Raw genomic sequence first — 23,184 nt, 5'->3', positions numbered from 1 at the left:
AGTGCTTCGCCACCCGCCGCTGAGTTTACCCAATCACCCGATCTGCCTGAGATCCCTGGCGAAGCGTTGCCAGTTGGCGATGTAGCTTTCAGCCGAGCGGCGGATGGCCGCGACTGCCGCATCGTCGAGCGTGCGCACGACCCGGGCCGGTGCTCCGACGATCAGCGAATTGTCGGGGAATTCCTTGCCTTCGGTCACCAGCGCATTGGCGCCGACGAGGCAGTTGTTGCCGATCTTCGCACCATTCAGGATCGTCGCGCCCATGCCGATCAGCGCATTGTCGCCGATGGTGCAGCCGTGGAGGATGGCGTGGTGGCCGATGGTGCAGCCTTTTCCGATCGTCAGCGGGAAGCCCATGTCGGTATGGGCCATGACGCCTTCCTGAATATTGCTGCCTTCGCCGACAATGATCGGCTCGTTGTCGCCGCGCAGCACGGCGCCGAACCAGATACCGACATTCTCGGCGAGTTCGATCTGGCCGATGATATGGGCATCCGGGGCGATCCAATAGAGCCCGGCGGCGGGCAGTTTCGGCGTCAATCCTCCAAGCGCGTAGATGGACATGGCTCTCTCCTCAGACGACCTCGACCGATAGCGTCGCCACGCCATCGATGCCGCAGTTGATGCGATCGCCTCTGCCGACCGCGCCGACGCCGGCGGGCGTGCCGGTCATGATGATATCACCGGGTGCCAGAGTGAAGAGCTTCGACAGTTCGGCGATGATCTCCGGCACCTTCCAGATCATCTGGTTAAGATCGCCGTCCTGCACGCGCTTGCCGTTATGTTCCAGCCAGATCCTGCCTTCCGCGGGGTGGCCGAGGCGGCTGGCCGGAACGATTGACGAGATAGGAGCGGAATGTTCGAAGGCCTTGCCGACCTCCCAGGGACGACCAAGCTTCTTTGCCTCGCCCTGGAGGTCGCGGCGGGTGAAATCGATGCCGACGGCATAGCCGTAGACGCAGTCGAGCGCGTCCGCCGCCTCGATGTTTGCGCCGCCTGATTTCAGCGCCAGTACGCACTCGACCTCGTAGTGCACGTCGTTCGACAGAGACGGATAGGGAAAGGCCTTGCCCGCCGGCAGCAGGTTGTCGGCATTCTTCTGGAAGAAGAAGGGCGGCTCGCGGCTGGGATCATGGCCCATCTCGATTGCGTGATCGGCATAATTACGCCCGACGCAATAGACACGGCGCACCGGAAAGCGCTCGTCACTGCCTTCGACCGGCAGCAAAACCGGTGCGGGACGCGGAATGACGGTGGCGGGATGGGGCATGGCGGGTTCTTCCTGTTTGCGAGTCTTGCCCCATCTTAGACGCAAAACATCGCGCCGGGAAAGCCGTCCTTGGCGTCCGGCTTCGGCGCATTGACGCTGTCACCGTCGCGGGTTAACCTTAGCCATGAACAGGACTTTTGCAGTTTCGACGATGTCTACGACCACCGCGCCGCGGTGGGTGGTAGACGCGTGAACTGAATTCCGTTCATTGCTGCTGAACCAACCCGCCGGAAACGAGCGGGTTTTTTGTTCCCGCTCGTCTCCCGTATTCGAGGACGAGATCGTGGACGATATCCAGAAACATGTTCTTGCGGAGCGGGCGCTGGCCGTCGCCCGCCACTGCATCGCCAGCCGCTATCCCAGGGCCGCATTCGCCTATGTCGCCGGCTCCATCATGCGCGGCGAAGGGAGCGCCTTTTCGGATATCGATCTGGTCGTCGTGTTCCCGTCCCTCGAAAGAGCCTGGCGGGAATCGTTCACCGAAGGCGGTTTCCCGGTCGAGGCCTTCGTCCATGATCCGCAGACGCTGGCGCATTATCTCCATCAGGACGCCGACAGCGGTTATCCCATCATGGCCAACATGGTTGCGACGGGCAGAATCCTGGGATCGGATATCGACAGCGCCCGCGCAATCCAGACAAAGGCGACGGAGATGTTGGCGGCAGGACCCAAGCCTCTCGGCGGTCCAAGCTATGACATGCTGCGCTACCAGGTCACCGATCTGGCCGATGATCTGCGCGGTACCCGCTCGCCCGAAGAGATCGCCGCCATCGCCGCGCTGCTCTACCAGAAGCTCACCGACCTGATCCTGCTCGGGCGCGGCGCATGGGCCGGCCGCGGGAAGTGGGCGCCGCGCGTGATGCGGAAGCTCGATGCACAATTGGCAGCGGAATTCGACGCGGCGTTCATACTGGCGGCAGCGGGCGACGGCGCTAGATTTCTGGCTTTGGCCGATCGGGAGCTTGCCGTCCATGGCGGCCGCTATTTCGAGGGATACAGGCAGGACGCGCCGCTGGAAGCGCGCCGCCTGGAATAATTTGTTATCAGTCACATTGCCGCGTTTTCAAAATTGGATGGAAGATGCTTGAGAATGAATTCAAGGGTGCCTCGCAGTCTGCAGTAAGGCGCACCGCCAGATTGCGCCTCAGGCCTCCCGTGGAAGGCGATGCCGATTTCCTGACCCTACTTTTTTCACGGCCGGAATTGGTCGCACACCGACCGGTGCCCCGGTCTGATGCGCCGGAGGAAAGCGCAGCGCGGCTTGCACGCGACATCGGGCATTGGAAAGATCACGGGTTCGGGCGTTGGGCGGTCGAGTCGGGCGGTGCGCTGATAGGGTTCGGCGGTGTGACCGTTTCCAAGGAATTCGACGGCCTCAACCTTTCATATCATCTGCAACCTGAAAGCTGGGGGCATGGCTATGCCACGGAATTGGTCAGGGAATCCCTGACATTTGCTTTCGATGATCTGCAGGCGGATCGGGTAATCGGACTGGTTCGCACCGCCAACGCCGCTTCGAAACGCATTCTAGAAAAATGTGGCTTCATCTTCGAGCGCGAGGTGATGTTGCACGGGGCGCCGACCAACATGTACGCCACCGGCAGTTTCCGGATTTAAGTGGCAACGCTGATCGCATCCGCACAAGCGTTCACGCTCGCGAGGTCATCCAAACGCCCACCAGTGTCACCGCCAGCCCGATGAACATCGTTGCAGTCAGCGGCTCGGAAAACAAGGCCCAGGCCCATAACATAGTGATCGGCGGGCTGAGGTAGATCGCGGCGCTGACTTGCGCCACGGGGAACAGTCGAAGACTGGTGTAGTAGACTGAATAGGCGGCGAAGGTCGCAATCAGCACGAGCCATGTCATGCCGATGGCGAAATCGACGGTCATCGGCGGGATCACGTTGCCCTGCATGAAGGCGCAGAACGAAAACAAGGCCGAGCCGGTTAGGGTCTGGATGCAAAGGCTCTGGTGGACAGGCATATGCTCCGTGCGCCGCCGTCTGTAGAGAACGGAGGCGAGGGCGAAAACCAGCATCGAGCCGGCCGTCAGCCCGTAGGCCCAGAGCGGGGCCTCGCCAAAACTCAGGCTTTCGAGCGAAACGAGCAGGACGCCCGCCACGGCGATCGCCGTCCCCAGCCATTGTCGCCGCGTCAGCCGCTCGCCCAGGAGTGGTTGCGACAGGCACGCAATCGCCAGCGGCAAGAGGTCGGAAATCAGTGCGACCAGTCCCGTCGGCACGCGCTGCTCGATGGCGAGAGCGAATCCGCCGAGATAGAGGAAGACTGACATCACGCCGAACAGCATCTGTCCCAGCACGCCGCGCAGGTGCATCCGCGGTCCGATGGCCAAGGCGAAGGGTAGCAGTATTGTTCCCGATAGAAGGGTGCGCCAGAACAAGACCAGGATGACGCTCGCCTCCTCGCTGGCGTAGCGAATGCCGACGAAACCGGAACTCCAACTGATCACCAGAAGCGTCGCCAGCACGGGCCATAGGAAACGGTGATGCGGCGCAGGCCGAGCGAGAACTTCATCCGTCATGCAATACTCGTTTTGATTTCGTTCTGCTCAGCCATAGGTCGAATAGATCGACATCGCACATGACAAATTTCGATGAGCACATGACAGGATGATTGATTTATCGATGATGGCTTGCCAGCATCACCACATCCATGCATAGGCTTTGCAACATAGTCAGCGGAGAGTGCCTGCCTTGACCGAAGTCAACAGCCGACGATTGGAAATAGACGCGCTGCGGGTCCTGTGGTCCGTTCGCCGTCATGGCGGCATCACCCGCGCTGCCGAGGCGCTGGGTCTGTCGCAATCGGCCGTCAGCCACAAGATCAAGCGGCTTGAAGTCAGCCTCGATTGTGATCTTCTGAGCCGCAAGCCGGGAGCGCCTGTCTTCACCGCCGCCGGCGAGGATTTGCTGGATTACGCCAAGCGTATCCTCGGCCTCCATGACGAAGCGCTTCTCAGCCTGACGAAAACGCCGCTCGCAGGACGCATCGCCCTCGGGCTGACCGAGGACACGACCTGTACCGATCTCGCCCGCATATTGGGCCGGTTTCGCCGCCTCCATCCTGATGTCGCCGTGCGCACCAAGGTCAGGATGAGTTTGGTTCTTCGGGCGATGCTGGAGCAAGGAGAGCTCGACGCTGCGATCGTGCAGATCTTTGCCCATGAGGTTCGCCCGACCGATATCGTGCTTTTCCGGGAGCAGCTCTACTGGGTCAAACATTCCGACCTGGCTCTGCCACCGAGTGGTCCGATTCCATTCCTGTCTTTCGACGACGAATGCTTCTATCGCCAATGGGCACTCGATATCGGCCAGGATGACGACACGCTGCTCGAGACGGTGTTTGAGTGCGCCAGCGCCGCAGGAATCGTCTCGGCGGTCACCTCAGCCCTGGGTGTGGCGCTTCTGAACGGGCGCCATCTGCGCCCCGGGATGGATATCATCACTAACCGCCTGCCCACGCCTCCCGCCCTGGCCTATGTGGTGCGTCGGGCCCGTAAGGCGCGAAATCCTGCGCTCGATACGCTGGTTGCCGAAATCGAAAATGAAGTCAGTCGTTATGGCGGCCTGACCTTGGCGAGCTGATTTGCCGCCCTTAGGACGGAGAGCTGCCGGGTGGCATTCGCTCCCTGAAAATGATGGTCATTCCTCGCCGGATTCGGCCAGCGCCTCGCGGACGATCGCGTAATAGGGGGCCAGTTCGGGGATATCGGCGGCCAGCCTGTCGAAGGCTGGGTCGGATGGCGCAAGCGTGCCGGCGTATTTCGCTTGCGTGAAAGCCCGATGGGCGTCAAGGGCTTCGACGTCGGCATCGTGCACGACGGTATAGACAGGCGAGGGCACGGTGCGGCCCTTGACGATGATGCGGTCGAGCTCGACGACGGTGTAGGTGCCGGCGACCAGACTTGCTGTCTCCTCGCCGAGCAGCAGGGCTACCCCATAATTCTTCGAGGCGCCTTCGAGGCGGGAGGCGAGGTTGACGCTGTCGCCGAGGCAGGAATAGTCAAAGCGGCGGGTCGAGCCCATATTGCCGACGATGCATTCGCCGGTGTTGATGCCGACGCCCATCTTCAACACATGCGGCCTGCCGCCCCGCATCGCCGCCTCTTGCTCGAGCTCGCGGTTGAGGCTCGATATCGCCGCTTGCATGGCAAGCGAGGCTTTGACGGCGTGCAGGGCATGATCGCGATCGTCGAGCGGCGCGTTCCAGAAGGCCATGATGCAATCGCCCATATATTTGTCGATCGTCCCGCCATGGTCCATCACCACGTCGGAAAGCGGCGTCAGCAGCCGGTTGATCAGGCCGGTCAGCTGCTCTGGGTCGTCCTTCAGCGTCTCGGCGATGGTGGTGAAGCCGCGTACGTCTGAGAAAAGCACCGAGAGGGTGCGCCGCTCGCCGCCGAGCTTCAGTTGCGAGGGATCGCTCGACAGGCGCTTGACAAGATCGGGCGAGATATATTGGGCAAAGGCGCGGGTGATTTGGCGCTTGTTGCGGCGCTCCTCGGCAAAATCGAAGGCGGCCTGGCCGAAGACGACAGAGATATAGGCGACCGTCGGGCCAAGCGGCGAGACGAAGATATGGGCTAGCCGCATACCGGCGGCACTGACGGCGGCGAAGGCAAGCAGGGCCGCCGCGCTCGTCGCGATCGTCAGCCATCCCGTCGAGCGCCAGACGGTGGTGGCGGCCAGCAGCACCGATATCAGGATGCAGGCAGCGACCGTCGGCAGCCGGGCTTCCGCGATCGACAGGCCGCTGCGGATATTGTCGTAGATCGTCGCCTGGATCTCGACGCCGGAGACGAGCTTGCCGGTATGAACGGTGTAGGGCGTCGCAAAGGCATCGACGCCACCCTTGTCGATCGCCGGCGCATTCTGCAGGCTGAGGCCGACCAGCACGACACGGTCCTTGAAATAATCCGGCGGCAGCAGGTTCTTCGGGTCGAGCGCCTGGTAGTAGGAGACGGTGGGATAGCTGCGGGCCGGGCCGAAGGACTGGATGAGCCGGCCGGCGGGCAGAGTCTCGGGGGCCGCGCCGGCGACCTTGGCCAGCATGGCGGCAAAGCCGTCCTCATAGCCCGGAATGCGCCGGAAGGTGCCGTCGCCGCTGAGTTCGACGGAGGCGATGCCAGTCACGGCACCTGCCGCGGTCAGCTGCGGCAGCGGTGTCGCGCGGATCAGTTGCGAGGCCTGCGGCGTCTCGATCAACGTCTCGTCGCCGGCAAGAACGACATCCGGGCCGACGGCGCGAGTGATCGCGTTGTCGTTCTCCGGGGTCGAGGGTTCGGCCAGGATGATGTCGAGGCCGATGACGCGGGCGCCGGCGGCGCGCAACTGGGTGACGAGTTGGGCATGAAGGCTGCGCGGCCAGGGCCATTGCGCGTTGATATCGGCAAGCGAGGGTTCGTCGATCGCGACGATGACGGGGCCGCCGGGAGGCGGACGGGGGTCGTCCACGGTCGAGAGATAGTCGAAGCTTCGGAGCTCCAACAGTGACCAGGCGGGCAGGCGCGACAGCAGCGAGATGGCGATCAACGTCGTCAACGACAGCACCAAGAGCCTCAGATGGCGGCTCCTGATCTGCCTGGCCTGCCGTGGATTGTCCCGCACCCGCATCAGAAGCGGACTTTGAACGTGCCCTTGAAGGCGCGGCCCCAGCCGGGCACACCGGGGGTGATCTCGAAGTCCTCGTCGAGCAGGTTATAGGCGGCTGCCTCCAGCTCGATGCGCTTGTCGAACGGTTCCCAGACCAGGTGAGCGTCAAGGCTCCAGTAATCGTCGAGCTTGGTGCCAAACCGATCGCCGTCGCGCTCGCCGATATAGTTAGCGGCGACCGTCGCCTTGACCTTGGCTTCGTTGACCCAGGTCAGCGCAATCTGTCCGGAATTCTGCGGTATGAACGGAAGAGGGCCTCCATAAATCGGCTCGAGCGGATCCCGGTTTTCCGAATCCATATAGGCATAGGTAGCCGAAAGGCCGAAACCATGGCCGAGCACGACGTTTGCTGTGACGGCAGCGCGATCGATGCTGCCGCGGGAGATCGGCAGGCTGGTGTCTGAGGGAAGCGAGATCAGCGGAAAATCGATCGAGAAATCATGCAGTTCCTGGTGCTGATACTCGACCGAGGTGAAGAATCGATCCGTCCATTCGGCATCCCACTGCAGCGCAACCGTATCCGTGTAGCCCTGCGGATTGGCGGAAAACTGGTTGGCCTGAAGCCCGAGGACGCCGATGGGGGCAAGGGTCGGAATTCCAATATCAAAGCTCTGACGCATGAAGGCAGCACGCAGCCAGTGGTTTTGAACCGGCGCCCAGGCGAGGCCGAAGCGCGGCTCCAGCCGGGTGATGTCGATGCCGTCGCCCTCCAGGCGCGTGGCGAACAAGGCGTATTCGCCCTTGAGGTCGGGCGTGATCTCATGCAGCACATCGATATAGCCGCGGCCGATATCGATGGTGTTCTCGGTACGATCGGTAGGAGCTGTCAAGCCTAGGAGCGTCGCATCGACGGTGCTGCTGGCATCCATCCAGCCGCCTTCGATGCCGTAGCGAAATGTCAGCGGTCCGGCACCTATGGAATGGCTCAAAGCGCCGATGTAGGTTTGGGATTCGGTCTCCTGAGTGACGTTGGTAAAGGGTATGATGAAGGGAACCCCTCTGCCGATAAACACTGGGTCCAGGTCGACATCAAGCACGCTGCTCGTATTCGATTTGCTTCCTGAATAAAGCAGTGCTCCATTCAACACGTTTTCATAGGCAAACGTGTGGCTCAAGCCGATGCCGGCATATGTGCTTTCTCGTACAGTCTCCTCTGTTGTGTAGAGAGGCAGCGGGATAGGGACACGGAACACGAGTTCCATGAACCCGGTGTTTGACGATAACGCGTTTAGAGTTCCGTCATTCTTGCCGTGGTTGACGAAGGCTACCACGCGATCATCAGGCGTGACCGTTGCCGTCAGATAACCGTTGGCGCTCAGCAGCTTGTTATCCGTCTGGACACCGCCGAAATCCCGATAGTCGCGGTCGAGCGCCAGCTCTTCCCAGGTCAGGTTGCCATAGAAGCTGATCGGGATGGTCTCGTTGGAATAGCCTTGGATATCGGCTTCGCCGATGCGTCTCGTATGGCCGTCGACGCTGTTGATGCCGCCGCCGAGTGAGCCTTCGATGAAGGGCACGTCGAACAGCGTTACCGAGCGCGAGCGGCCGGAAAGCATGTGCGGCGAAAGCAACAGGCCCTGGATGAAGGATGAGTAGCTCGACGCGTTGCCGCGGTTTTGGATGATATTGTCGTCGCTGAAGTTGGTGGCGTTGACGAAAGGAAAGATGCTGCCCTTGATCGACTGATCGATATATCCGGTGCCGTTGAAAGGATCGAAAACGGCATCGCCGTAATAGCGGCCCCAGGCATCCAGACCCTGCAGGCGGAAGGCGTCGTTCAGTGTCGAGCCGGCGCTCGCATTGGCGCCGAGGCCATTGTAATCGCCGCCTCGGGCGCGCGAGCGGCGCAGGAATTCCTGGGCGTTGCGGATCGCGCCATCCGAATCGTAATCATCGATATCGATCGCGGTGCGGAAGGACGAGATGACCGGATCATCATCGTCGAGCCGGTTGGCGTTTTCGAGCGCCTGTTCGGACGGAAGCCGGTCGCCCTTTTCGTAATGGGCGGCGGCGAGCATGAACTGCGACTGCGAATGCGCGGGATTGGCGGTGCTGGCGGCAAGCAGATCTTGCAGCGCCTTGTCGCGCTCGCCGGACTGCAGGTAATAGCGGCCGCGGGCAAGCAGGGCATGATCGAAGGACGGATCAAGCGCGATCGCGGTGTCGATTTCGCGCTTGGCTTCCTTCATGCGCGCCTGATCGAGATAGAGGATCGCCAGGTTCGCGTGCAGCAGCGGGTCCTGCGGATCGAGCTCGATCGCCTTCTTGAAGGCCTTTTCCGCTTCGCCATTGGCATCGCGCGAACTTTGCAGCAGGCCGAGAGAATTCAGCGTGCCTGATGCGCCGGGGGCAAGCGCGATGGCGCGGTTCAGGTCCGCAAGCGCGCCGTTGATATCGCTTTCATAGCTTGCCTTGTAACCCGCACGGGCCGACAGCGCCATCGGATGATCAGGGTCGAGCGACAGCGAGCGTTCTATCGCTTCCTTCATCTGCTCACGGTCGTCGGTGAGCTCCGCCAACTGGGCGCGGACCGCCGGCAGGGTCGGATCATCGGGATAGCGCTGCTCTGCTTTCTTGATGATCTCGAGCGCCGCGCGCGGGTTTTTTAGGAAGCCTGTCGTATAGGCCTCCATGATCGCGCCATAGGGGCCGGTGGTGTTGGCCGGCGGCTGTTCGGCATGGGCGGGGTCGGCCAGCGAACGGGCGAAATAGCCGCCATATTGGGCCATGTTGCGGCGTGTCGGGTCGAGATGCGGCAGGGCCTTCTGGAAGAGCTTGGCGGCATCGCCATAGCGCTTTTCGGAGCCGGCGATGGTGGCGTCGATCAGGTCGACGCGCGCCTGATGGGCCGTCGTCAGTTTGCGGCCGCGGATATTCTGCAGCGTTGCGGCTGCAGCCTGGCGTCCGTCGAAGGCGCTCTGCACTTCGGCAAGTTCCAGCCAGTCTTCGGTGGTGCGGCGCTCCGGCGGCAGCGCTAGCAGGCGGCGGCGTTCGGTCGCCATGCGGTCGGCCCGTAGCGGCGAAGTCGGCATCAGGTCGAAGCCGTCGCGCAAGTCCAGATAGAAAAGCATCTGTTCGCGGTCATCGGGATTGACGCTGATGATCTTGCTCGGCGCCTGGCCGATGGTCGCGACCGCCCCTTCGCCCTCATTCACCTCGACGCTGCCCTGCGGGTTGCTGAGCGCCACGCGGCCTTCGAGCACAATCATCGAAGTCTTGTTGCCCTCGACCGTCATGGTCCAGTCGGTGCCGCGGATGGCAGCTGCGGCCGCAGGCGTTTCCACCGTCAGGCCCTGGCCGCCGCGCTCGGCGCGGGCCCAGATCGTTCCTGATTGCAGTTCCAGCGTCGTGTCGCCGCTCGCGGCCATCTTCTTGACCTGCAGCGAGGAATTGCGGCCGAGGCGAACCTGGGTGTGATCTGAAAAGACGATGGCGAGCTGGCCGTTGGCGTTGGTGCGCAGCACGTCGCCGGTCAGCAGATCCTGATTGATGTCGACGACGCGCCAGTTCGACACGTCGATGAAGCGGACTTCTTCGCCGGTCTTGCGGGCGATGACGGAACCGGCCACCGGTGTTGCACGCTGCACCGGGTCGGCCGCCGCCGGCGAAAAGCCCGGAAGGACAAGCGCAAGCGCCACCCCGGCGCGACAGATGTTTTTCCAGCGACCCAGCATGACCCCAACCCCAACTCCCGCTTCCCCTTTGTCCATGTAGAAAAGAAAAGTCAAGCACATTGCACACGTGTTCTTGAATTCTCCGTGAAGTGTAATATCAGGGAAACACTTGTGGGGTGGAGTAATCACGTGAGCGAATTCGAGAGTGCAACTGAACTTATGCCAAGCGAACCGTCGACAGGCGATATTGGCTCCGGGTATTTCGACCATATCAAGAAAATCAACGACATATTCTACGATCAGATCAAGATCTCCGACCAGAAGGCCGCTTATATCTTTACTTTCATGCTGGCCTTCCTGGTGAGCTCAAGCGAGGTCAGAGCAGTCTTCAGTCCGGCGCGCTACGCGAGCGGGACACCAGGGAGCATGCTGTTCTCCGGCCTGCTTGCCGCCGCTTCGGTCTTTTCCATCCTGTCGGCGATCCTCGTCGTGCTGCCGCGCCGTCTCGACACATCAACATCGCTGTTCTGGGGCGCCTGGCAGAGCCACCGCGACCTGTTCTTCGAGGCGGCGCTGCGGCGCGACGAACGCTATCTCTTCGACCAATATCTCGAAAACGCCAACATCCTCTCGGCCATCGCCCGCAGCAAATACCGCTGCGTCAGTTTCGCATTCCGCGGGCTGATGGTGAGTGTGATCGCCTATGTGCTGCTGTTGGTGGCGGTGTGAGCGCAATATGGCTCAAGAGAGCCTCGCCCAGAGGCTGGCCCGCAAGGGCCCGAAGGACGAGGCATGCTTTCGCCGGGCACGCAGAAACGTGCCCGGCTACTTTTAATCGTCGACCTCAAGAACAAGTTCAAGTTCGATCGGCACACCCAAAGGCAGGCTAGCGACGCCGAGCACGACGCGGCCGGAAAGCTTTTCCTCGCCGAAGACCGCAAGCAGCATTTCGGATGCTCCGTCCGCAACCTTCGGGTGGTCGCGGAAATCGCCTTCGGTCGCGATGTAGACGCCGAGCTTGACGACCCTGACGACGCTGCTCAGCGAGCCCAGATAGTCCCTGGCGGCCGCGAGCGCGCTCAGCGTTGCCGTTTCGGCGGCCTTCCGGCCGTCTTCGGCCGTCAAGGTGCCGCCGACGCGGCCGATATAGCGGGGCTCATGGCCGACGACGGGCAGCATCCCGCTGAAAAAGACCAGATTGCCGGTCCTTATCGCTTCGACATAGGCACCGAAGGGTGTGGGCGGCGGGGGAAGCGTGATGCCGAGTTCCTGCAGCCGCCGTTCCGCGCCGGCTGCCTCGGCTTTCGCATGGTCTACCATTTGCCCAGATGTGCGCCGCCGTCGACGTGCAGCACCTCCCCGGTTACGCGCGGCGCTTCGGTGAGGAAGACGACTGCGTCGGCGATCTCCTCGACGTTTGATATGCCTGCCATCGGCGACAGCGTCTTCAGGAAATCCTTCGGATTGTCCTTGTGCAACGGCGTGTCCACCACGCCGGGAGCGACGATGTTGAAGCGAATTTTCTCGTTCGCATATTCCATCGCCAGGTTCTTGGAGATGGCGTTGATGCCGCCCTTTGTCATCATCGAAACTGAGGCGGAGAAGCCGGCGATCGGATGATCGGTCAATGGCGTGGTGATGCTGACGACGCTGCCGCCTGTTTTCTGCGCGAGCATCTGCCTGACGACCTGTTGGGTCAAGTGGATGAAGCCTTCGAGATTGGTCGAGGACAGTTTCTCGAAGTCGGCCATCGTGAACTCGACGAATGGCTTGGCTAGAAAAATGCCGGCATTGTTGACGAGCGCGTCGATCGAGCCGAAGCGATCGATTGCAGTCCTTGCCACCCGCGCTGCGGTTTCGGCATCGCCGATGTCGCCATCGACAAGCGCCAGTCTGTCCGAGGCTTGGAAAGCCTCCGAGGCGCTGACCTGGCGCGAGGTAGCGACGACATTGTAGCCGCGCTGGATGAAGGCGTTGACGAGGCCGGCTCCGATACCCTGGGAGGCACCGGTGACGATGACTGTTTTTCTCGTAGTCATGCTGATCTCCATAATCTGGTTCGGGCAACGCGGGCCTTGCGGTTACAAAGGCGGGGTCGCTCGAGATGGGGCTGCTGCGAATGCGCCTCCATCGGTTGTGGTTGTTTTCGCAAGATGAATATGGCGAAAACTCCATTACCCGATTAGATGGAAATATCTGGATTCTCTTTTGCATGCATGCAAAAATGAGTGCATGGCCGATCTGAATGACATCGCCGTTTTCGTGAAGGTGGCGCAGTATGGCAGCTTCAGCCGCGCTGCCCAGTCCCTCGGCATGCCGGTATCGACCGTCAGCCGGAAGGTGACGTCGCTGGAGGAGCAGCTCGGCGTGACGCTCATGCAGCGGACGACCCGCAAACTGAGCCTGACCGCGCAGGGCCGGGCCTATTACGACAGGTGCAGCGAACCGCTCGCCCATCTCCTTGACGCCGAGCAGGCGCTCACCGAGACACAGAGAAAACCGGAAGGTCTGCTGAAGATCTCGGTGCCTGTGATCTTCGGGCAGGAGGTCTTCTACGAATTCATCTCATCCTTCCTGAAGACCTATCCCAATATCCAGATCGATCTCTTCGTCACCAACCTGTTTCTCGATCTGATCGCCGAGAATGTCGATCTCGGCATCCGCTTCGGCGAACTTAAGGATTCCTCCATCGTGGCGCAGCGGCTCGGCAAGAGCGTTCGTTATCTGGTCGCCGCACCGGACTATCTGAAGGGCAGGGTGCTTCCCTTGAAGCCCGAAGACCTGAAGGACCATCAGTGCGTGCTCTTGAACGGCCGCAACAGCGAGGCGGAATGGCATCTCGTGAGCCGTCGCAAATCGGTTCGCCTGCATGTGTCGGGGCCAGTATCGAGCCGGGATTTCGATGCGGTGAGCGCCTTCACCTATCGCGGACATGGCATCGGCCTGCTGCCTTCGACTTGTTGCGACGAACAGATCAGAAGAGGCGAACTCGTCCGCCTGCTGCCGGACTGGTCGTCCGAGGAAATTTTCGTGCACGCCGTCTATCCCACGCGCCGCTTCCTGCCCGCCCGATTGCAGGTCTTTCTCGAGGCGTTGAAAGCATGGAAGACCCCCTTGTGGCTTCCCTTGCATTGAAAGCTTCCGATTCCATCACCGAAAATTGAAGCCGTGCGCGTGGGCGAGCGTCCTCCCTCGGCCAAGCTGTGTTAGAGTTCGCTGGCTTGGATGGCGCAGGGATTGGATTGCCAATGCTGACGACACTTGCGGTGCTTATGGGGCTTACAGGCATTACCCCGGCCGCGCAGGCGGGGGGAAGCGAGGTCGATGTGACCCTCGTGCTTGCCGTCGACACTTCGCGGTCGATGGACTTCGAGGAGATCGGCATCCAGCGCGAAGGTTATGTCGAAGCGCTCAAGCACAAGGAATTCATCGACGCGGTGAAGGGCGGGCTGACCGGCCGCATCGCCATCAGCTATTTCGAATGGGCAGGCTATGTCGTCCAGGATTCCGTCATCGACTGGCAGGTGATCGAGACGGAAGAGGATGCAATTGCTTTTGCCGATAAACTCGAAGCCCGGCCGATTGCCACGCAGCGGCGCACATCGATCTCCACCGCAATCGCCCAGGGCGCCAGCATGATCGTTTCCAGTCCGTTTCAGTCCAGGCGGCAGGTGATCGATGTCTCCGGCGATGGGCCGAACAATTCCGGCGATCCCGTCACCCCCGCCCGCGACAAGGCGATAGAAGCCGGCATGATCATCAACGGCCTCGCCATCATGCTGCGGCCCTCCGATGCGCCGAACGGGCTCGACAAATATTATGCGGATTGCGTGATCGGCGGTCCCGGCGCCTTCGTGCTGCCGGTCCGCAAGATCGAGGATTTCGCCGTTGCCGTGCGCCGCAAGCTGGTGCTGGAGATCAGCGACCTATCCCCGCCGGCGACGGTGCAGAAGATCACTGGTGCTGAGGCGGGCACTGATTGCCTGATCGGTGAGAAGCAGTGGCGGGACATCTTCGACCGCTGATGCCCGGACAGGATGATTTTAGGCCGGGTCGGCCTAAAATCTCAATCCTGTTCTAAATTACATAGTTGGATAGTTAGAGCATGATGTCGTCCGAAAACCGCGCACACTTTTCGGCATCATGCTCTACCGGGTCAGCGCGCCGAAGTTATATCGGTCAGTATCTGGTAAGCGGCAGAGACGCGGTCCTCGTTGGGATAGTTTTTATTGGCCAAGATGACGATGCCGAGCCGCTCTTTCGGGACGAACGCGACATAGGCGCCGAAACCATTCGTTGAGCCGGTTTTATTGATCCACACATCGTCGCGGGGTTGCATTGCGGGCGTCAGTTGCTTGACGGGAATGGTCTTGAGCATCGCGCTGGAATTGTTGTCCATCAACGTCGTCAATGTCGCGGGATAGGAATACTGCTCCCAAATAAGGTCTTGGGTCATCGCGCCGACATCGAAGTATCCCGTGTGCGTGTTCGTGATCGCCTGCCGGAGCTTCTCGTCCAACTCGACCAGACCCATGTTCGCGTCGATGAACCGGATCATGTCGCCTGCTGTGGATTTCACTCCATAGGCCTCGGACGAAAGAGTGGCGGGTGTCATCCGAGCCGGCTCACCGCTTCGCTTGTAGCCTTGGGCATAATCGGCCATTCTCGATTTCGGCACATTGATATACGTGCTCGTCAGCCCGAGAGAAGGAAACAATTGGTCTTCCATAAGAGCTGCGAAGTCTTTGCCCATGCTTTTTGCCGTTATATATCCGAGCGCGCCGATGCTTGGATTGGCGTATGTTCGGTGCGTTCCGGCGGCATATGATGGTTTCCAGCTTGCGAAATACTCCATCAGTTGCTTTTCGGTTTTGACTTCATCGGGAACTTGGAGCGGAAATCCGCCAGCCGTGTGCGTGCCCAAATTCATCAGCACGACATCGCCGAAGGGCCTTCCCTTCATCGACGGAAGATATTTGCTTGCCTTGTCCGACAGCGAAAGCCGGCCGGTCACATCCGCGTAGGAGGTGAGGGTGACTGTAAAGGTTTTGCTGATCGATCCCAGTTCGAACATGGTCGCCGGCGTGACGGGCCTGTTGGTGTCCTTCGACTCGACGCCGTAGTTGAAGATGTGGTTCTGTCCGTCAGCGGTGATGGCAACGGCCATGCCCGGAATGCCGTATTTGTCCATGATTGGTTTTATCGCGGCGTCCGAGATGGTTTTCAGTTTCAGTTCGTCAGCCGCAAAGCCACTTGTGGAAATGCATGTCGAGACCAGTGCGGCCGATAGAATTCCTATCCAATCACGCTTCATTTCTTCATCCTCTAAAAGCAGCTTCATCAGCGCAAAGGCGCATGAGGATGGCATTTAATGGCACTGTTTTGCGGCAGCAAACGATGATATCTCGGAGGAGATCCAAGAGAATCTAGGGCTAAGATGGTTCGGCAATTCCTCCCTTTGAATGGCTTGAGGGCCTTCGAAGCATCGGCAAGACACCTCAGCTTCACCCGGGCCGCGATCGAGCTTTGCGTTACCCAGGCTGCCGTAAGCCAACAGGTCAAAAGCCTGGAGAAGCGATTGGGGGCTGCCCTTTTTCAGCGTCTCCCAAGAGGCTTGAAAATTACTGCAGAAGGCGAAGCTCTTTTGCCGACCTTGACCAACTCCTTCGATCAGATGGCGATCACGCTGGACCGGATTGAAGCCGGGCAGGTTCGGGAATTGCTGTTCCTGGGCGTGGTGGGGACGTTTGCCGTCGGCTGGTTGTTGCCAAGGCTTTCGGATTTTCAACAGCAGCATCCGTTCATCGATGTGCGCGTTTCGACAAACAATAATCGCGTCGATATGGCGGCCGAGGGACTGGACTTTGCCATTCGCTTCGGCAGCGGCTCCTGGCACGGCACAGAGGCGCTGCGTCTGTTCGACGCTCCGCTCTCTCCTCTGTGCACGCCCAAATTGGGGGAGCGTTTAAGGTCGCCTGCAGACCTGGTCGAGGCGACGCTTTTGCGGAGCTATAGGGCGGACGAGTGGAGCACCTGGTTTGCGGCAGCGAACGTTCCGCCGGCGGCGCAGATAAACGCCGGTATCGTCTTCGACTCTTCCCTCGCCATGATGGAGGCCGCCTTGCAAGGACTGGGGATCGCTCTGGCGCCGCCGTCGATGTTTTCCACACATCTATCCTCGGGGGCTATAAAACAGCCTTTTCCTGCGACCATATCGTTGGGGAGCTACTGGCTAACCCGACTGCAATCGAGACCGCCAACAGCGGCCATGCTCGCATTTTCCGATTGGATAACGTCGCAGATTCCTCCCGCATCTCAATGACGGCTTCCGGCGAGCCGCAGGCCGAGATCCCCCCGACGCTCAAGGACTCGGGCGTCAGGGTTCCTGCCCTTTAGCCCGTTGGGTAAGGGAACTCCTCCGTCATGCTCCACCGCCGCCGCTTTGCTTACGCCACACAGATGCCCGGCACGGCGACCTTCTGGAAGAGATGCGGTGAGGCGACTGCCGAGGACGGATAGGCCGAGAGCTTCGCCCGAAACTCCGGATGCGAGAATGCCGCCCGGAAGTCGGCGGTCGATTCCCAGACGGCATAATTGAGATAAGCAGGGCTTTCGCCGATGGCGCGATGCATCTGGGTCGAAATGAAGCCAGGCTGCCGTTTCATGAAGGCCGCATCGGCCTGCCAGGCATCAAGGAAGGCCTGCTCGTCGGCCTTGTCGAGCGTGAAGAGGTTGATAAGGACGATGGCGGAGGCATCGATCACGATTTGACGATCGATCGGGAAGGCAGGGTCCATCGGGCGCATAAGCGACATGGTCGACTCCATCTGATTTGGTTACATGATGTCAATCTGGTGATGCAGATACATATTCAATTTGACATTATGATGTCAATATAGCTACATGGTGACAAATGCGCGAACCCCAACGGACCTCGGCCGGAACAGCTTTGACCGACCTCATTCTGGATCTCTTCCGGCTCAATAACCGGATGATCAACGCGGGCGACAAGCTCGTCGAAGGGCTCGGCCTGACGAGCGCCCGCTGGCATGTCCTCGGCACCGTCATCACATCAGGCCGGCCACAACCGGTCGCATGGCTGGCGCGCGACATCGGGGCCAACCGCCAGAACGTGCAGCGCATCGTCAACGATCTGGAGAAGGAAGGGCTTCTGGCGTTCCAGCCCAACCCGCACCATCGACGGGCACAGCTCGTCGTGCTGACGGACAGGGGAAAGCAGGCATATGAAACCGCCATGCGCCTGCAGGCCCCCTGGGTCGACATGCTCGCGGAAGGGCTTCAGGTCGAGGATCTCAAAACCACGCATGCCGTCATGAGGGCGCTGCGCAGCAAACTGGAAGGAAATGGAGATGTTGAAGAGCAGGCCTGATCGCTATGGCGCAATAGCGGTCTCGATCCACTGGCTGAATGCGGTTCTGATCCTGGCGCTGCTCGGCTCCGGCTTCCGGGCTGCCAACGCCATGGATGCCGCGACCAAGGTCGGGCTGCTGCGCTTCCACATTCCGGTGGCGCTCGTCATCCTGCTTCTGACGGTTCTTCGCATTGTCTGGTGGTGGCGTTTCGATCGCAAGCCTGCGCCGGTGCCGGCATCGCCTCGCTGGCAGGAGCGGCTGGCGGGCTTTGTTCACGTCGCCTTCTACATCTTCATTCTTGGCATGGTCGCCAGCGGCATCGGAATGATGATCCTCAGCGGTGCTGCTTCCGCCGTTTTCGGGGCAGCCGGCGCCACGCTGCCTGATTTCACCGCCTATCCGCCGCGTGGCCCGCATGGGTTCGGCGCCTTCCTGCTTGTCGGCCTGCTGGTTTTCCATGCCGGCGCCGCGCTCTATCACCAGTTTGTCTGCGGCGATCACCTGTTGCGGCGGATGTGGTATGGCGGCTGAGATCCCGCCGCGGTCGATGTCTAATGGCTCGATGTCTAATGTTTGGCTTCGCGAAGATCTGTCGGGGGGACGCGTTCGGGCCTGCCCCAGGAGACACAAGTCGCCAAACCGGCAAGAAGCCGGCCAGTGCCACGCCCAATTCGACGATCAACGGTCACCGGGATCGGCTCGACGCGTGACCGCTGTGTGCCTAGAAGGCGCGATGAAGCGCCACGCCGTTGCCCGCCGAGACGCTTCTCAAATGATGTCACCGTCTGGGTGATGCCGCCGCCCTTGCTTATAAGGGCAGCTGCTTGCCGGCCTGTTCGCTGACCATGTATTCGGCGTACCAGTCCGGCCAGTTCTCGTCGTGTTTGCCGCCGTTTCGCTTCTCGTGTTCGCCGTGCGCGGTCGCCGCACGGCGCATGGCTGACGCGAGATCGGTCGAGGTGGTGAATGTCGTCCCGTCGGCGTCGATGCGTCCCGGCAGGCGCGTGGTGACTTCCTGGAACAGCCAGCCGTTGCCATCGGGATCCTTGAAGGAGGCAAAGGAGCGATAGCTGCGGTGATCGGGATCGCGGCCGGCAATGCGGAGCCGCCCGAACAGGTATGGTTCGTCCTTGCCGGCATAGACGCCGGCTGCATCATGGAAGACTTCGCTGACTTCGATGCCGCGGGCGATCAGATCGCGGCGGGCGGCCTCGATGTCGGAGACGACGAGGTAGAGGCCCTGGGCGGAGCCGGGGGCGGCGGCCGTGACGTTCTTGCCGAAGATGATCGCGCAGCCGGAACCCGGCGGCGTAAACTGGATCACCCGAAAATCGGCATCATTGGCGAAGTCGGCGTCGAGCCGCCAGCCCAGGCCGTCGTAAAAACGTTTGGCGCGGTCGACGTCGGAAACGGGGATGACGACCACCTCGAGCTTGGTGTCGACGGGCTGTGTTCTCGGGGTCTCAATGGGGGGTTCACTGCGCATGGCATTGCTCATCTTCAGCTCCTTGGCGTTTTGGATGCGTTAAGAATGGCGATACATGTCGCCGGCCAGTGGACCACAGCGCGGTGAGGCCGTCGAATCAATTATTCTGTCTGATTTGGCCGGTGTTGGCGGATTGCGCTGCGACGCAAGGCGCGTCGCTCTCGATCCGCGCGGGTTGCTAAAAGTCAGCTCGATCCGATGAGGCGGCGGGGCCTGTTCCCCGCCACCTGCGGGAAGTTCCTACGCGGCGAGAGCAGCGCGGGTTTTGCCGATCGTCAGAGCCGCCTTTGCTGCTTCGCGGCCTTTCTCGACGAAATGTGCGCGGTAGATCTGCTTGTGGTGCTCGGTTTCCTGATATTGATGCGGCGTCAGCGAAACCGACAGCACCGGCACACCGGTATCCATGCCGGCGCGCATCAGCCCATCGACGACGGCCTGGGCGACGAATTCGTGGCGGTAGATTCCACCGTCGACGACGAAGGCGGCGGCAATGACAGCGGCATAGCGTCCGCTTGCCGCAAGATCGCGCGACAGCAGCGGCATCTCGAATGCGCCGGGAACATCGAACACGTCGACCTGTTCGGGCGGAATAAGCTGATGGAAGCCGTCAAGGGCGCGGTCGACGATGTCGGCGTGCCAGCTGGCTTTGACGAAGGCGTAGCGGGTGGGTGTCACAGTAATCTCCTTTGGCGAACAGACACATCACCCAAGGCGATCACGAACGTCCCCGACAGCCGCAAGGGCGGCAGGAACGCACGTTCTCTTTCATCCGGACTATGACCGTCGGCTCAGGCATCTCACCTGATCTGCTGACCCTTCCGGAGAAGGCGCTCGCGGGCTCGCAATCTAAATTGCATACCGCCGGTAGGGACTTGCACCCCGCCCTGAGAACGGCGCGAACAATAGGGGGAAGGTGACGGGCTGGCAATAGGTCGAAATGATTTCGCGGCCGGAGCTAGATCAGGGCTCCCCAAGCGGCGATTTCGCTCGTTCGTCGATGGCGACGGGCAATCCCTCTTGCGGAGGAGGGGCTTGCGCCTACATGCTCTCGGTAAGGATATGCACGTCAGAAGCACGACAAGACAGGACGCGCTGTCTCCGCCCGGGCGGGGCCGTGACAACCATGGGAGAGAGTGATGCCAGAATCTTTCGTCGTTCACCGCGAGGCGCATATCGCCGCACCGCCGGCCGCGGTGTTCGCGTTGATGACCGACCCGGAAAAGATCCTGCGCTGGATGGGAACGGAGGCGCAGGTCGAGCCGCAGCCAGGCGGGCTCTATCTCGTCAACGTTACAGGCGCCCGCTTCGCGCGCGGCTCGTTTCGTGAGGTGGTGCCGGTTCATCGCCTTGCCTACAGCTTCGGTTGGGACGGCAGCGAGGTGGTGCCGCCGGGGTCGAGCCTGGTCGAGATCGATCTGATCGAACAGGGAGGCGGAACGCTGTTGCGGCTCACCCATAGCGGTCTGCCCAGCGCCGATCAATGCGCCGGCCATGCGGAAGGCTGGGCCCATTACCTCGGGCGGCTGACCGAAGTCGCCGCCGGGGGTGATCCGGGTCCCGATCCTTTTTACGGCAGGACATGAACAATTTTTGGCGGCGGCGGCGCGGCTCCGAAGCCCTTGCCGTTGTGACAACAGCGGTCGGCGAGCGCTCAGACCGGCCGTGCGGAAGCGCTTCTTTTTCTCCCGCAAACATGAACGCACAGTTCATCTCCAGTTCAATTTGGCGGCCGTAAGGTGTGGACGGCTGGATTGAAATGGAGTTCTCGATGAAGGCACTTTCTATCGCGGCTGCCTTGCTCGCTGGCAGCCTCTCGTTCGGCACAGCGCAGGCGATGCCGATGGGGACAATCAATGTTCAGAGCAATATCACAACGGTCGACTACGCCTGCGGTCGCGGCTGGCATTTGACGCGCTGGGGCGAATGCCGGCGAAACTGGCGCCGCCCGCCGCCGGTCGCTTTCTACGGTGGTCCGCCCCGCTGGGGCTGGGAGCGGCGTCACCGGGATTGGGATGGCCCGCGCTGGCGCCATGAGCGGCGTTGGGATCGCGACCGTCGTTGGCGGGATGACTAAGGGTCTTGCTTAGATGGAGATGGTCGAGGGCCGGAGCGATTTTCGCCCGGCCTTTTCTAATGAAACAGCTTCGCCGACGCTGACAGCCAGCGTTCTCCCGATTTGCCCGAGAGGGTCAGATCCTGCCGACGAGCCAGTGCTTGTCGTCGATCAGCTCCTCGAGTTCGACGGGATCCTTGACGCCGAATTCGAACCATTCGACGAGTTCCTTCGCCTTGCGGCTGCTCTCCTCTGCCGTCAGCTCGACCTGATATCTTTCGCACCATCGCCGAAGGATCGACGTCAGCAGCGTCATGTCATTCCCATCCAGCGGATCTTTCGGCCAGAATATCGTGCCCATCGTACCCCTCAATCACACGATGACGAACGGCCCTATAATGGAATCAAAGTCGCGCAAGTTTAAAGTGTGTATTTTTTGTTTTCCACCGCGCCGAATGGTTTTCGACAGGCGATGCGGACGTCCCTTTTTCGAACCCGGGGATGACCGCAAGCGGTCACTCCGGGGATGTCCTTGCGGCCGCCCCGGGGAGCGTGCGATGTTAAGCCATGGATTTGCCGTCTCCCCTTGCCTGGCTGATTGACGAGGCCGGAGCCTCGCATGGTCCCGAACGGTTTCTGGCCGAGCTCGGGCGCCGACTGCTGGCCGACGGACTGCCGCTTTCCGGCGGCACGCTGACGCTTTCGGTGCCGCATCCGATCATTGCGCGGCGCACCTGGCTGTGGCGGGCCGAGACCGGTGCTGTCATCGAGGCGCTGGCCTTTGCCGCGGCTCCGCAGAGCGAGGCCGGGCGCGACTGGCTGGCCGGGCTCGGGCCAGTATGGGAGGAGCGAATAGGGCCTTCGCAGGATGGTCCCATGCTCGGCTGGGCGGGTATCGATAACCGGGCAGGGGCCGGCGCATTCGCTCCGGCCGAAGCCGATCGGCTGCGTGAGGTCGCGCGTTTTGCCGCCGCACCGCTCGCAGCGCTCGAGGCGCGGGAGGCGCGGGCAGCCCTGCTCGAAGCCTATCTCGGCCGCCGCAGTGCCGCCCGGGTGCAGGCCGGCGAGCTTGCCCGCGGCACCGGCGAGACGATACGTGCCGCTCTTCTCTGCGCCGATCTGCGCGATTTCACCGCACTTTCGGAGGTGACGGAGCCGCACGCGATGATCGCGACGCTCGACGCATGGTTCGACCGCGTCGCAGGCGCGGTGCACGCCTTCGGCGGCGAGGTGCTGAAATTCATGGGCGACGGCGTGCTGGCGATCTTTCCGGTCATGGGCGCTTCCGACGACGCGGGAAGGGTGGGCCGCGGTGACCGGGAAGCCTGCGAGGCAGCCCTCAGGGCGGTTGCTGCCAGCCGTGCCGGCATGGTCCATCTCGACCAGATACGCCAGGCGCAGGGGCTGGCGCCGCTGCCCTTCGGCGCGGCGCTGCATTTCGGCGAGATCCTGTGGGGCAATATCGGCGCAGCCGACCGGCTGGACTTTACCGCCATCGGCCCCGCCGTCAATCTCGTCAGCCGGCTGGAAGGGCTCTGCAAGCCGCTCGGCCGAAGCGTGCTGATCTCGGGCGCGGTTGCGGCGAATACGGCGACGGTGCTCGTGCCGCTCGGAGAGCACAGCTTGCGCGGCATTACCCGGCCTTGCGCGGTCTTCACCCTGCCGGAGAATTGAGCCGCAAGGCAGGGCGCCGTGAGCGGCCTTCGTTTATGCAAA

24 protein-coding genes and 1 riboswitch are annotated in these 23,184 nt (G+C 61.5%); of the genes, 12 read left to right on the top strand and 12 right to left on the bottom strand.

What is annotated here, in order from left to right:
- Positions 1-33: 33 nt before the first annotated feature.
- The gene (locus tag A6U98_RS17080) at positions 34-564 is read right to left on the bottom strand and encodes a gamma carbonic anhydrase family protein (RefSeq protein WP_064651674.1); all 531 of its coding nucleotides are present in this window, start codon (positions 562-564) and stop codon (positions 34-36) included.
- A 10-nt stretch (positions 565-574) separates the two neighbouring features.
- Positions 575-1,270, bottom strand: coding sequence for a fumarylacetoacetate hydrolase family protein (locus A6U98_RS17075; protein WP_064651672.1), 696 nt, complete (start codon positions 1,268-1,270; stop codon positions 575-577).
- Positions 1,271-1,553: 283 nt separating this feature from the next.
- Between A6U98_RS17075 and A6U98_RS17070 the strand changes: the two genes are divergently transcribed.
- Both A6U98_RS17070 and A6U98_RS17065 read left to right on the top strand, forming a co-directional pair.
- On the top strand, positions 1,554-2,306 hold the full coding sequence (locus A6U98_RS17070; protein ID WP_064652249.1) for a nucleotidyltransferase domain-containing protein: 753 nt from the start codon (positions 1,554-1,556) through the stop codon (positions 2,304-2,306).
- Between the two features lie 44 nt (positions 2,307-2,350).
- Positions 2,351-2,887 carry a GNAT family N-acetyltransferase gene (locus A6U98_RS17065; protein ID WP_064651670.1) on the top strand — a complete coding sequence of 179 codons (537 nt, stop codon included), beginning with the start codon at positions 2,351-2,353 and terminating at the stop codon, positions 2,885-2,887.
- A 31-nt stretch (positions 2,888-2,918) separates the two neighbouring features.
- Here the strand turns inward: A6U98_RS17065 and A6U98_RS17060 are convergent, their stop codons facing one another.
- Entirely contained in the window at positions 2,919-3,812 is an 894-nt protein-coding gene (locus A6U98_RS17060) for a DMT family transporter (RefSeq protein ID WP_064651668.1), read from the bottom strand.
- A gap of 172 nt (positions 3,813-3,984) precedes the next feature.
- Between A6U98_RS17060 and A6U98_RS17055 the strand changes: the two genes are divergently transcribed.
- Entirely contained in the window at positions 3,985-4,875 is an 891-nt protein-coding gene (locus A6U98_RS17055; protein ID WP_064651666.1) for a LysR family transcriptional regulator, read from the top strand.
- 57 nt (positions 4,876-4,932) lie between these two features.
- Here A6U98_RS17055 and A6U98_RS17050 read toward each other — a convergent pair whose 3' ends face one another.
- Both A6U98_RS17050 and A6U98_RS17045 read right to left on the bottom strand, forming a co-directional pair.
- The gene (locus A6U98_RS17050; RefSeq protein WP_064651664.1) at positions 4,933-6,903 is read right to left on the bottom strand and encodes an adenylate/guanylate cyclase domain-containing protein; all 1,971 of its coding nucleotides are present in this window, start codon (positions 6,901-6,903) and stop codon (positions 4,933-4,935) included.
- The gene (locus tag A6U98_RS17045; protein ID WP_064651662.1) at positions 6,903-10,616 is read right to left on the bottom strand and encodes a FecR domain-containing protein; all 3,714 of its coding nucleotides are present in this window, start codon (positions 10,614-10,616) and stop codon (positions 6,903-6,905) included. The genes A6U98_RS17050 and A6U98_RS17045 overlap by 1 nt, the downstream gene beginning before the upstream one ends.
- A 129-nt stretch (positions 10,617-10,745) precedes the next feature.
- Between A6U98_RS17045 and A6U98_RS17040 the strand changes: the two genes are divergently transcribed.
- A complete protein-coding gene (locus tag A6U98_RS17040) occupies positions 10,746-11,285 on the top strand; it encodes a Pycsar system effector family protein (protein WP_064651660.1) in 540 nt (179 codons plus the stop codon).
- A gap of 102 nt (positions 11,286-11,387) precedes the next feature.
- Here A6U98_RS17040 and A6U98_RS17035 read toward each other — a convergent pair whose 3' ends face one another.
- Together A6U98_RS17035 and A6U98_RS17030 are read right to left on the bottom strand one after the other, a co-directional pair.
- Positions 11,388-11,876, bottom strand: a complete 489-nt coding sequence (locus A6U98_RS17035; RefSeq protein WP_064651658.1) for a RidA family protein — start codon at positions 11,874-11,876, stop codon at positions 11,388-11,390.
- Complete coding sequence (locus tag A6U98_RS17030; RefSeq protein ID WP_064651656.1) at positions 11,870-12,595, bottom strand: SDR family oxidoreductase; 726 nt, start codon at positions 12,593-12,595, stop codon at positions 11,870-11,872. The genes A6U98_RS17035 and A6U98_RS17030 overlap by 7 nt, the downstream gene beginning before the upstream one ends.
- A gap of 193 nt (positions 12,596-12,788) precedes the next feature.
- On the opposite strand from A6U98_RS17030, the gene A6U98_RS17025 reads away from it, so the two are divergent.
- Complete coding sequence (locus A6U98_RS17025) at positions 12,789-13,691, top strand: LysR family transcriptional regulator (protein ID WP_064651654.1); 903 nt, start codon at positions 12,789-12,791, stop codon at positions 13,689-13,691.
- A gap of 113 nt (positions 13,692-13,804) precedes the next feature.
- Positions 13,805-14,581 (top strand): DUF1194 domain-containing protein, encoded by a 777-nt coding sequence (locus A6U98_RS17020; protein ID WP_064651652.1) that lies wholly within the window; start codon positions 13,805-13,807, stop codon positions 14,579-14,581.
- Between the two features lie 131 nt (positions 14,582-14,712).
- Here A6U98_RS17020 and ampC read toward each other — a convergent pair whose 3' ends face one another.
- Positions 14,713-15,870, bottom strand: a complete 1,158-nt coding sequence (gene ampC, locus A6U98_RS17015) for a class C beta-lactamase (protein WP_064652248.1) — start codon at positions 15,868-15,870, stop codon at positions 14,713-14,715.
- Between the two features lie 123 nt (positions 15,871-15,993).
- Here ampC and A6U98_RS17010 point away from each other — a divergent pair, with 123 nt between their 5' ends.
- A complete protein-coding gene (locus A6U98_RS17010) occupies positions 15,994-16,878 on the top strand; it encodes a LysR family transcriptional regulator (RefSeq protein WP_064651650.1) in 885 nt (294 codons plus the stop codon).
- Between the two features lie 124 nt (positions 16,879-17,002).
- Here A6U98_RS17010 and A6U98_RS17005 read toward each other — a convergent pair whose 3' ends face one another.
- A complete protein-coding gene (locus A6U98_RS17005; protein WP_184500608.1) occupies positions 17,003-17,371 on the bottom strand; it encodes an antibiotic biosynthesis monooxygenase family protein in 369 nt (122 codons plus the stop codon).
- 98 nt (positions 17,372-17,469) lie between these two features.
- Between A6U98_RS17005 and A6U98_RS17000 the strand changes: the two genes are divergently transcribed.
- The gene (locus A6U98_RS17000) at positions 17,470-17,946 is read left to right on the top strand and encodes a MarR family winged helix-turn-helix transcriptional regulator (RefSeq protein ID WP_064651646.1); all 477 of its coding nucleotides are present in this window, start codon (positions 17,470-17,472) and stop codon (positions 17,944-17,946) included.
- Positions 17,927-18,460 carry a cytochrome b/b6 domain-containing protein gene (locus A6U98_RS16995; RefSeq protein ID WP_082933924.1) on the top strand — a complete coding sequence of 178 codons (534 nt, stop codon included), beginning with the start codon at positions 17,927-17,929 and terminating at the stop codon, positions 18,458-18,460. The genes A6U98_RS17000 and A6U98_RS16995 overlap by 20 nt, the downstream gene beginning before the upstream one ends.
- Before the next feature lie 277 nt (positions 18,461-18,737).
- Here A6U98_RS16995 and A6U98_RS16990 read toward each other — a convergent pair whose 3' ends face one another.
- Together A6U98_RS16990 and A6U98_RS16985 are read right to left on the bottom strand one after the other, a co-directional pair.
- Positions 18,738-19,427 (bottom strand): VOC family protein, encoded by a 690-nt coding sequence (locus A6U98_RS16990; protein WP_064651644.1) that lies wholly within the window; start codon positions 19,425-19,427, stop codon positions 18,738-18,740.
- A 228-nt stretch (positions 19,428-19,655) separates the two neighbouring features.
- Positions 19,656-20,090 (bottom strand): 6,7-dimethyl-8-ribityllumazine synthase, encoded by a 435-nt coding sequence (locus tag A6U98_RS16985; RefSeq protein ID WP_064651642.1) that lies wholly within the window; start codon positions 20,088-20,090, stop codon positions 19,656-19,658.
- Positions 20,091-20,168: 78 nt separating this feature from the next.
- Positions 20,169-20,311: riboswitch (FMN riboswitch) on the bottom strand.
- A 240-nt stretch (positions 20,312-20,551) separates the two neighbouring features.
- Between A6U98_RS16985 and A6U98_RS16980 the strand changes: the two genes are divergently transcribed.
- Together A6U98_RS16980 and A6U98_RS16975 are read left to right on the top strand one after the other, a co-directional pair.
- Positions 20,552-20,998: an SRPBCC family protein gene (locus tag A6U98_RS16980; protein WP_064651640.1), complete on the top strand. Its 447-nt coding sequence runs from the start codon at positions 20,552-20,554 to the stop codon at positions 20,996-20,998.
- A gap of 185 nt (positions 20,999-21,183) precedes the next feature.
- Complete coding sequence (locus tag A6U98_RS16975; RefSeq protein ID WP_064651638.1) at positions 21,184-21,489, top strand: hypothetical protein; 306 nt, start codon at positions 21,184-21,186, stop codon at positions 21,487-21,489.
- A 115-nt stretch (positions 21,490-21,604) separates the two neighbouring features.
- Here A6U98_RS16975 and A6U98_RS16970 read toward each other — a convergent pair whose 3' ends face one another.
- The gene (locus A6U98_RS16970) at positions 21,605-21,829 is read right to left on the bottom strand and encodes a hypothetical protein (protein ID WP_064651636.1); all 225 of its coding nucleotides are present in this window, start codon (positions 21,827-21,829) and stop codon (positions 21,605-21,607) included.
- A gap of 206 nt (positions 21,830-22,035) precedes the next feature.
- Here A6U98_RS16970 and A6U98_RS16965 point away from each other — a divergent pair, with 206 nt between their 5' ends.
- Positions 22,036-23,142: an adenylate/guanylate cyclase domain-containing protein gene (locus tag A6U98_RS16965; protein WP_064651633.1), complete on the top strand. Its 1,107-nt coding sequence runs from the start codon at positions 22,036-22,038 to the stop codon at positions 23,140-23,142.
- Positions 23,143-23,184 lie beyond the last annotated feature (42 nt).

It is taken from the genome of Rhizobium sp. WYCCWR10014 (genome assembly GCF_001657485.1).
In the GTDB taxonomy this organism is placed as follows: Bacteria; Pseudomonadota; Alphaproteobacteria; order Rhizobiales; family Rhizobiaceae; genus Rhizobium.
The sequence above is the reverse complement of the archived record's forward strand: the minus strand, read 5'-3'. Positions and strand labels throughout refer to the sequence as shown.

Bases quoted from the DNA above. Each gene is read 5' to 3' on its own strand.
- A6U98_RS17080 (WP_064651674.1), bottom strand. From the start codon at position 564: ATGTCCATCTACGCGCTTGGAGGATTGACGCCGAAACTGCCCGCCGCC.
- A6U98_RS17075 (WP_064651672.1), bottom strand. From the start codon at position 1,270: ATGCCCCATCCCGCCACCGTCATTCCGCGTCCCGCACCGGTTTTGCTG.
- A6U98_RS17065 (WP_064651670.1), top strand. From the start codon at position 2,351: ATGCTTGAGAATGAATTCAAGGGTGCCTCGCAGTCTGCAGTAAGGCGC.
- A6U98_RS17060 (WP_064651668.1), bottom strand. From the start codon at position 3,812: ATGACGGATGAAGTTCTCGCTCGGCCTGCGCCGCATCACCGTTTCCTA.
- A6U98_RS17050 (WP_064651664.1), bottom strand. From the start codon at position 6,903: ATGCGGGTGCGGGACAATCCACGGCAGGCCAGGCAGATCAGGAGCCGC.
- A6U98_RS17045 (WP_064651662.1), bottom strand. From the start codon at position 10,616: ATGCTGGGTCGCTGGAAAAACATCTGTCGCGCCGGGGTGGCGCTTGCG.
- A6U98_RS17035 (WP_064651658.1), bottom strand. From the start codon at position 11,876: ATGGTAGACCATGCGAAAGCCGAGGCAGCCGGCGCGGAACGGCGGCTG.
- A6U98_RS17030 (WP_064651656.1), bottom strand. From the start codon at position 12,595: ATGACTACGAGAAAAACAGTCATCGTCACCGGTGCCTCCCAGGGTATC.
- A6U98_RS17025 (WP_064651654.1), top strand. From the start codon at position 12,789: ATGGCCGATCTGAATGACATCGCCGTTTTCGTGAAGGTGGCGCAGTAT.
- A6U98_RS17020 (WP_064651652.1), top strand. From the start codon at position 13,805: ATGCTGACGACACTTGCGGTGCTTATGGGGCTTACAGGCATTACCCCG.
- ampC (WP_064652248.1), bottom strand. From the start codon at position 15,870: ATGAAGCGTGATTGGATAGGAATTCTATCGGCCGCACTGGTCTCGACA.
- A6U98_RS17010 (WP_064651650.1), top strand. From the start codon at position 15,994: ATGGTTCGGCAATTCCTCCCTTTGAATGGCTTGAGGGCCTTCGAAGCA.
- A6U98_RS17005 (WP_184500608.1), bottom strand. From the start codon at position 17,371: ATGTCGCTTATGCGCCCGATGGACCCTGCCTTCCCGATCGATCGTCAA.
- A6U98_RS17000 (WP_064651646.1), top strand. From the start codon at position 17,470: ATGCGCGAACCCCAACGGACCTCGGCCGGAACAGCTTTGACCGACCTC.
- A6U98_RS16995 (WP_082933924.1), top strand. From the start codon at position 17,927: ATGTTGAAGAGCAGGCCTGATCGCTATGGCGCAATAGCGGTCTCGATC.
- A6U98_RS16990 (WP_064651644.1), bottom strand. From the start codon at position 19,427: ATGAGCAATGCCATGCGCAGTGAACCCCCCATTGAGACCCCGAGAACA.
- A6U98_RS16980 (WP_064651640.1), top strand. From the start codon at position 20,552: ATGCCAGAATCTTTCGTCGTTCACCGCGAGGCGCATATCGCCGCACCG.
- A6U98_RS16975 (WP_064651638.1), top strand. From the start codon at position 21,184: ATGAAGGCACTTTCTATCGCGGCTGCCTTGCTCGCTGGCAGCCTCTCG.
- A6U98_RS16970 (WP_064651636.1), bottom strand. From the start codon at position 21,829: ATGGGCACGATATTCTGGCCGAAAGATCCGCTGGATGGGAATGACATG.
- A6U98_RS16965 (WP_064651633.1), top strand. From the start codon at position 22,036: ATGGATTTGCCGTCTCCCCTTGCCTGGCTGATTGACGAGGCCGGAGCC.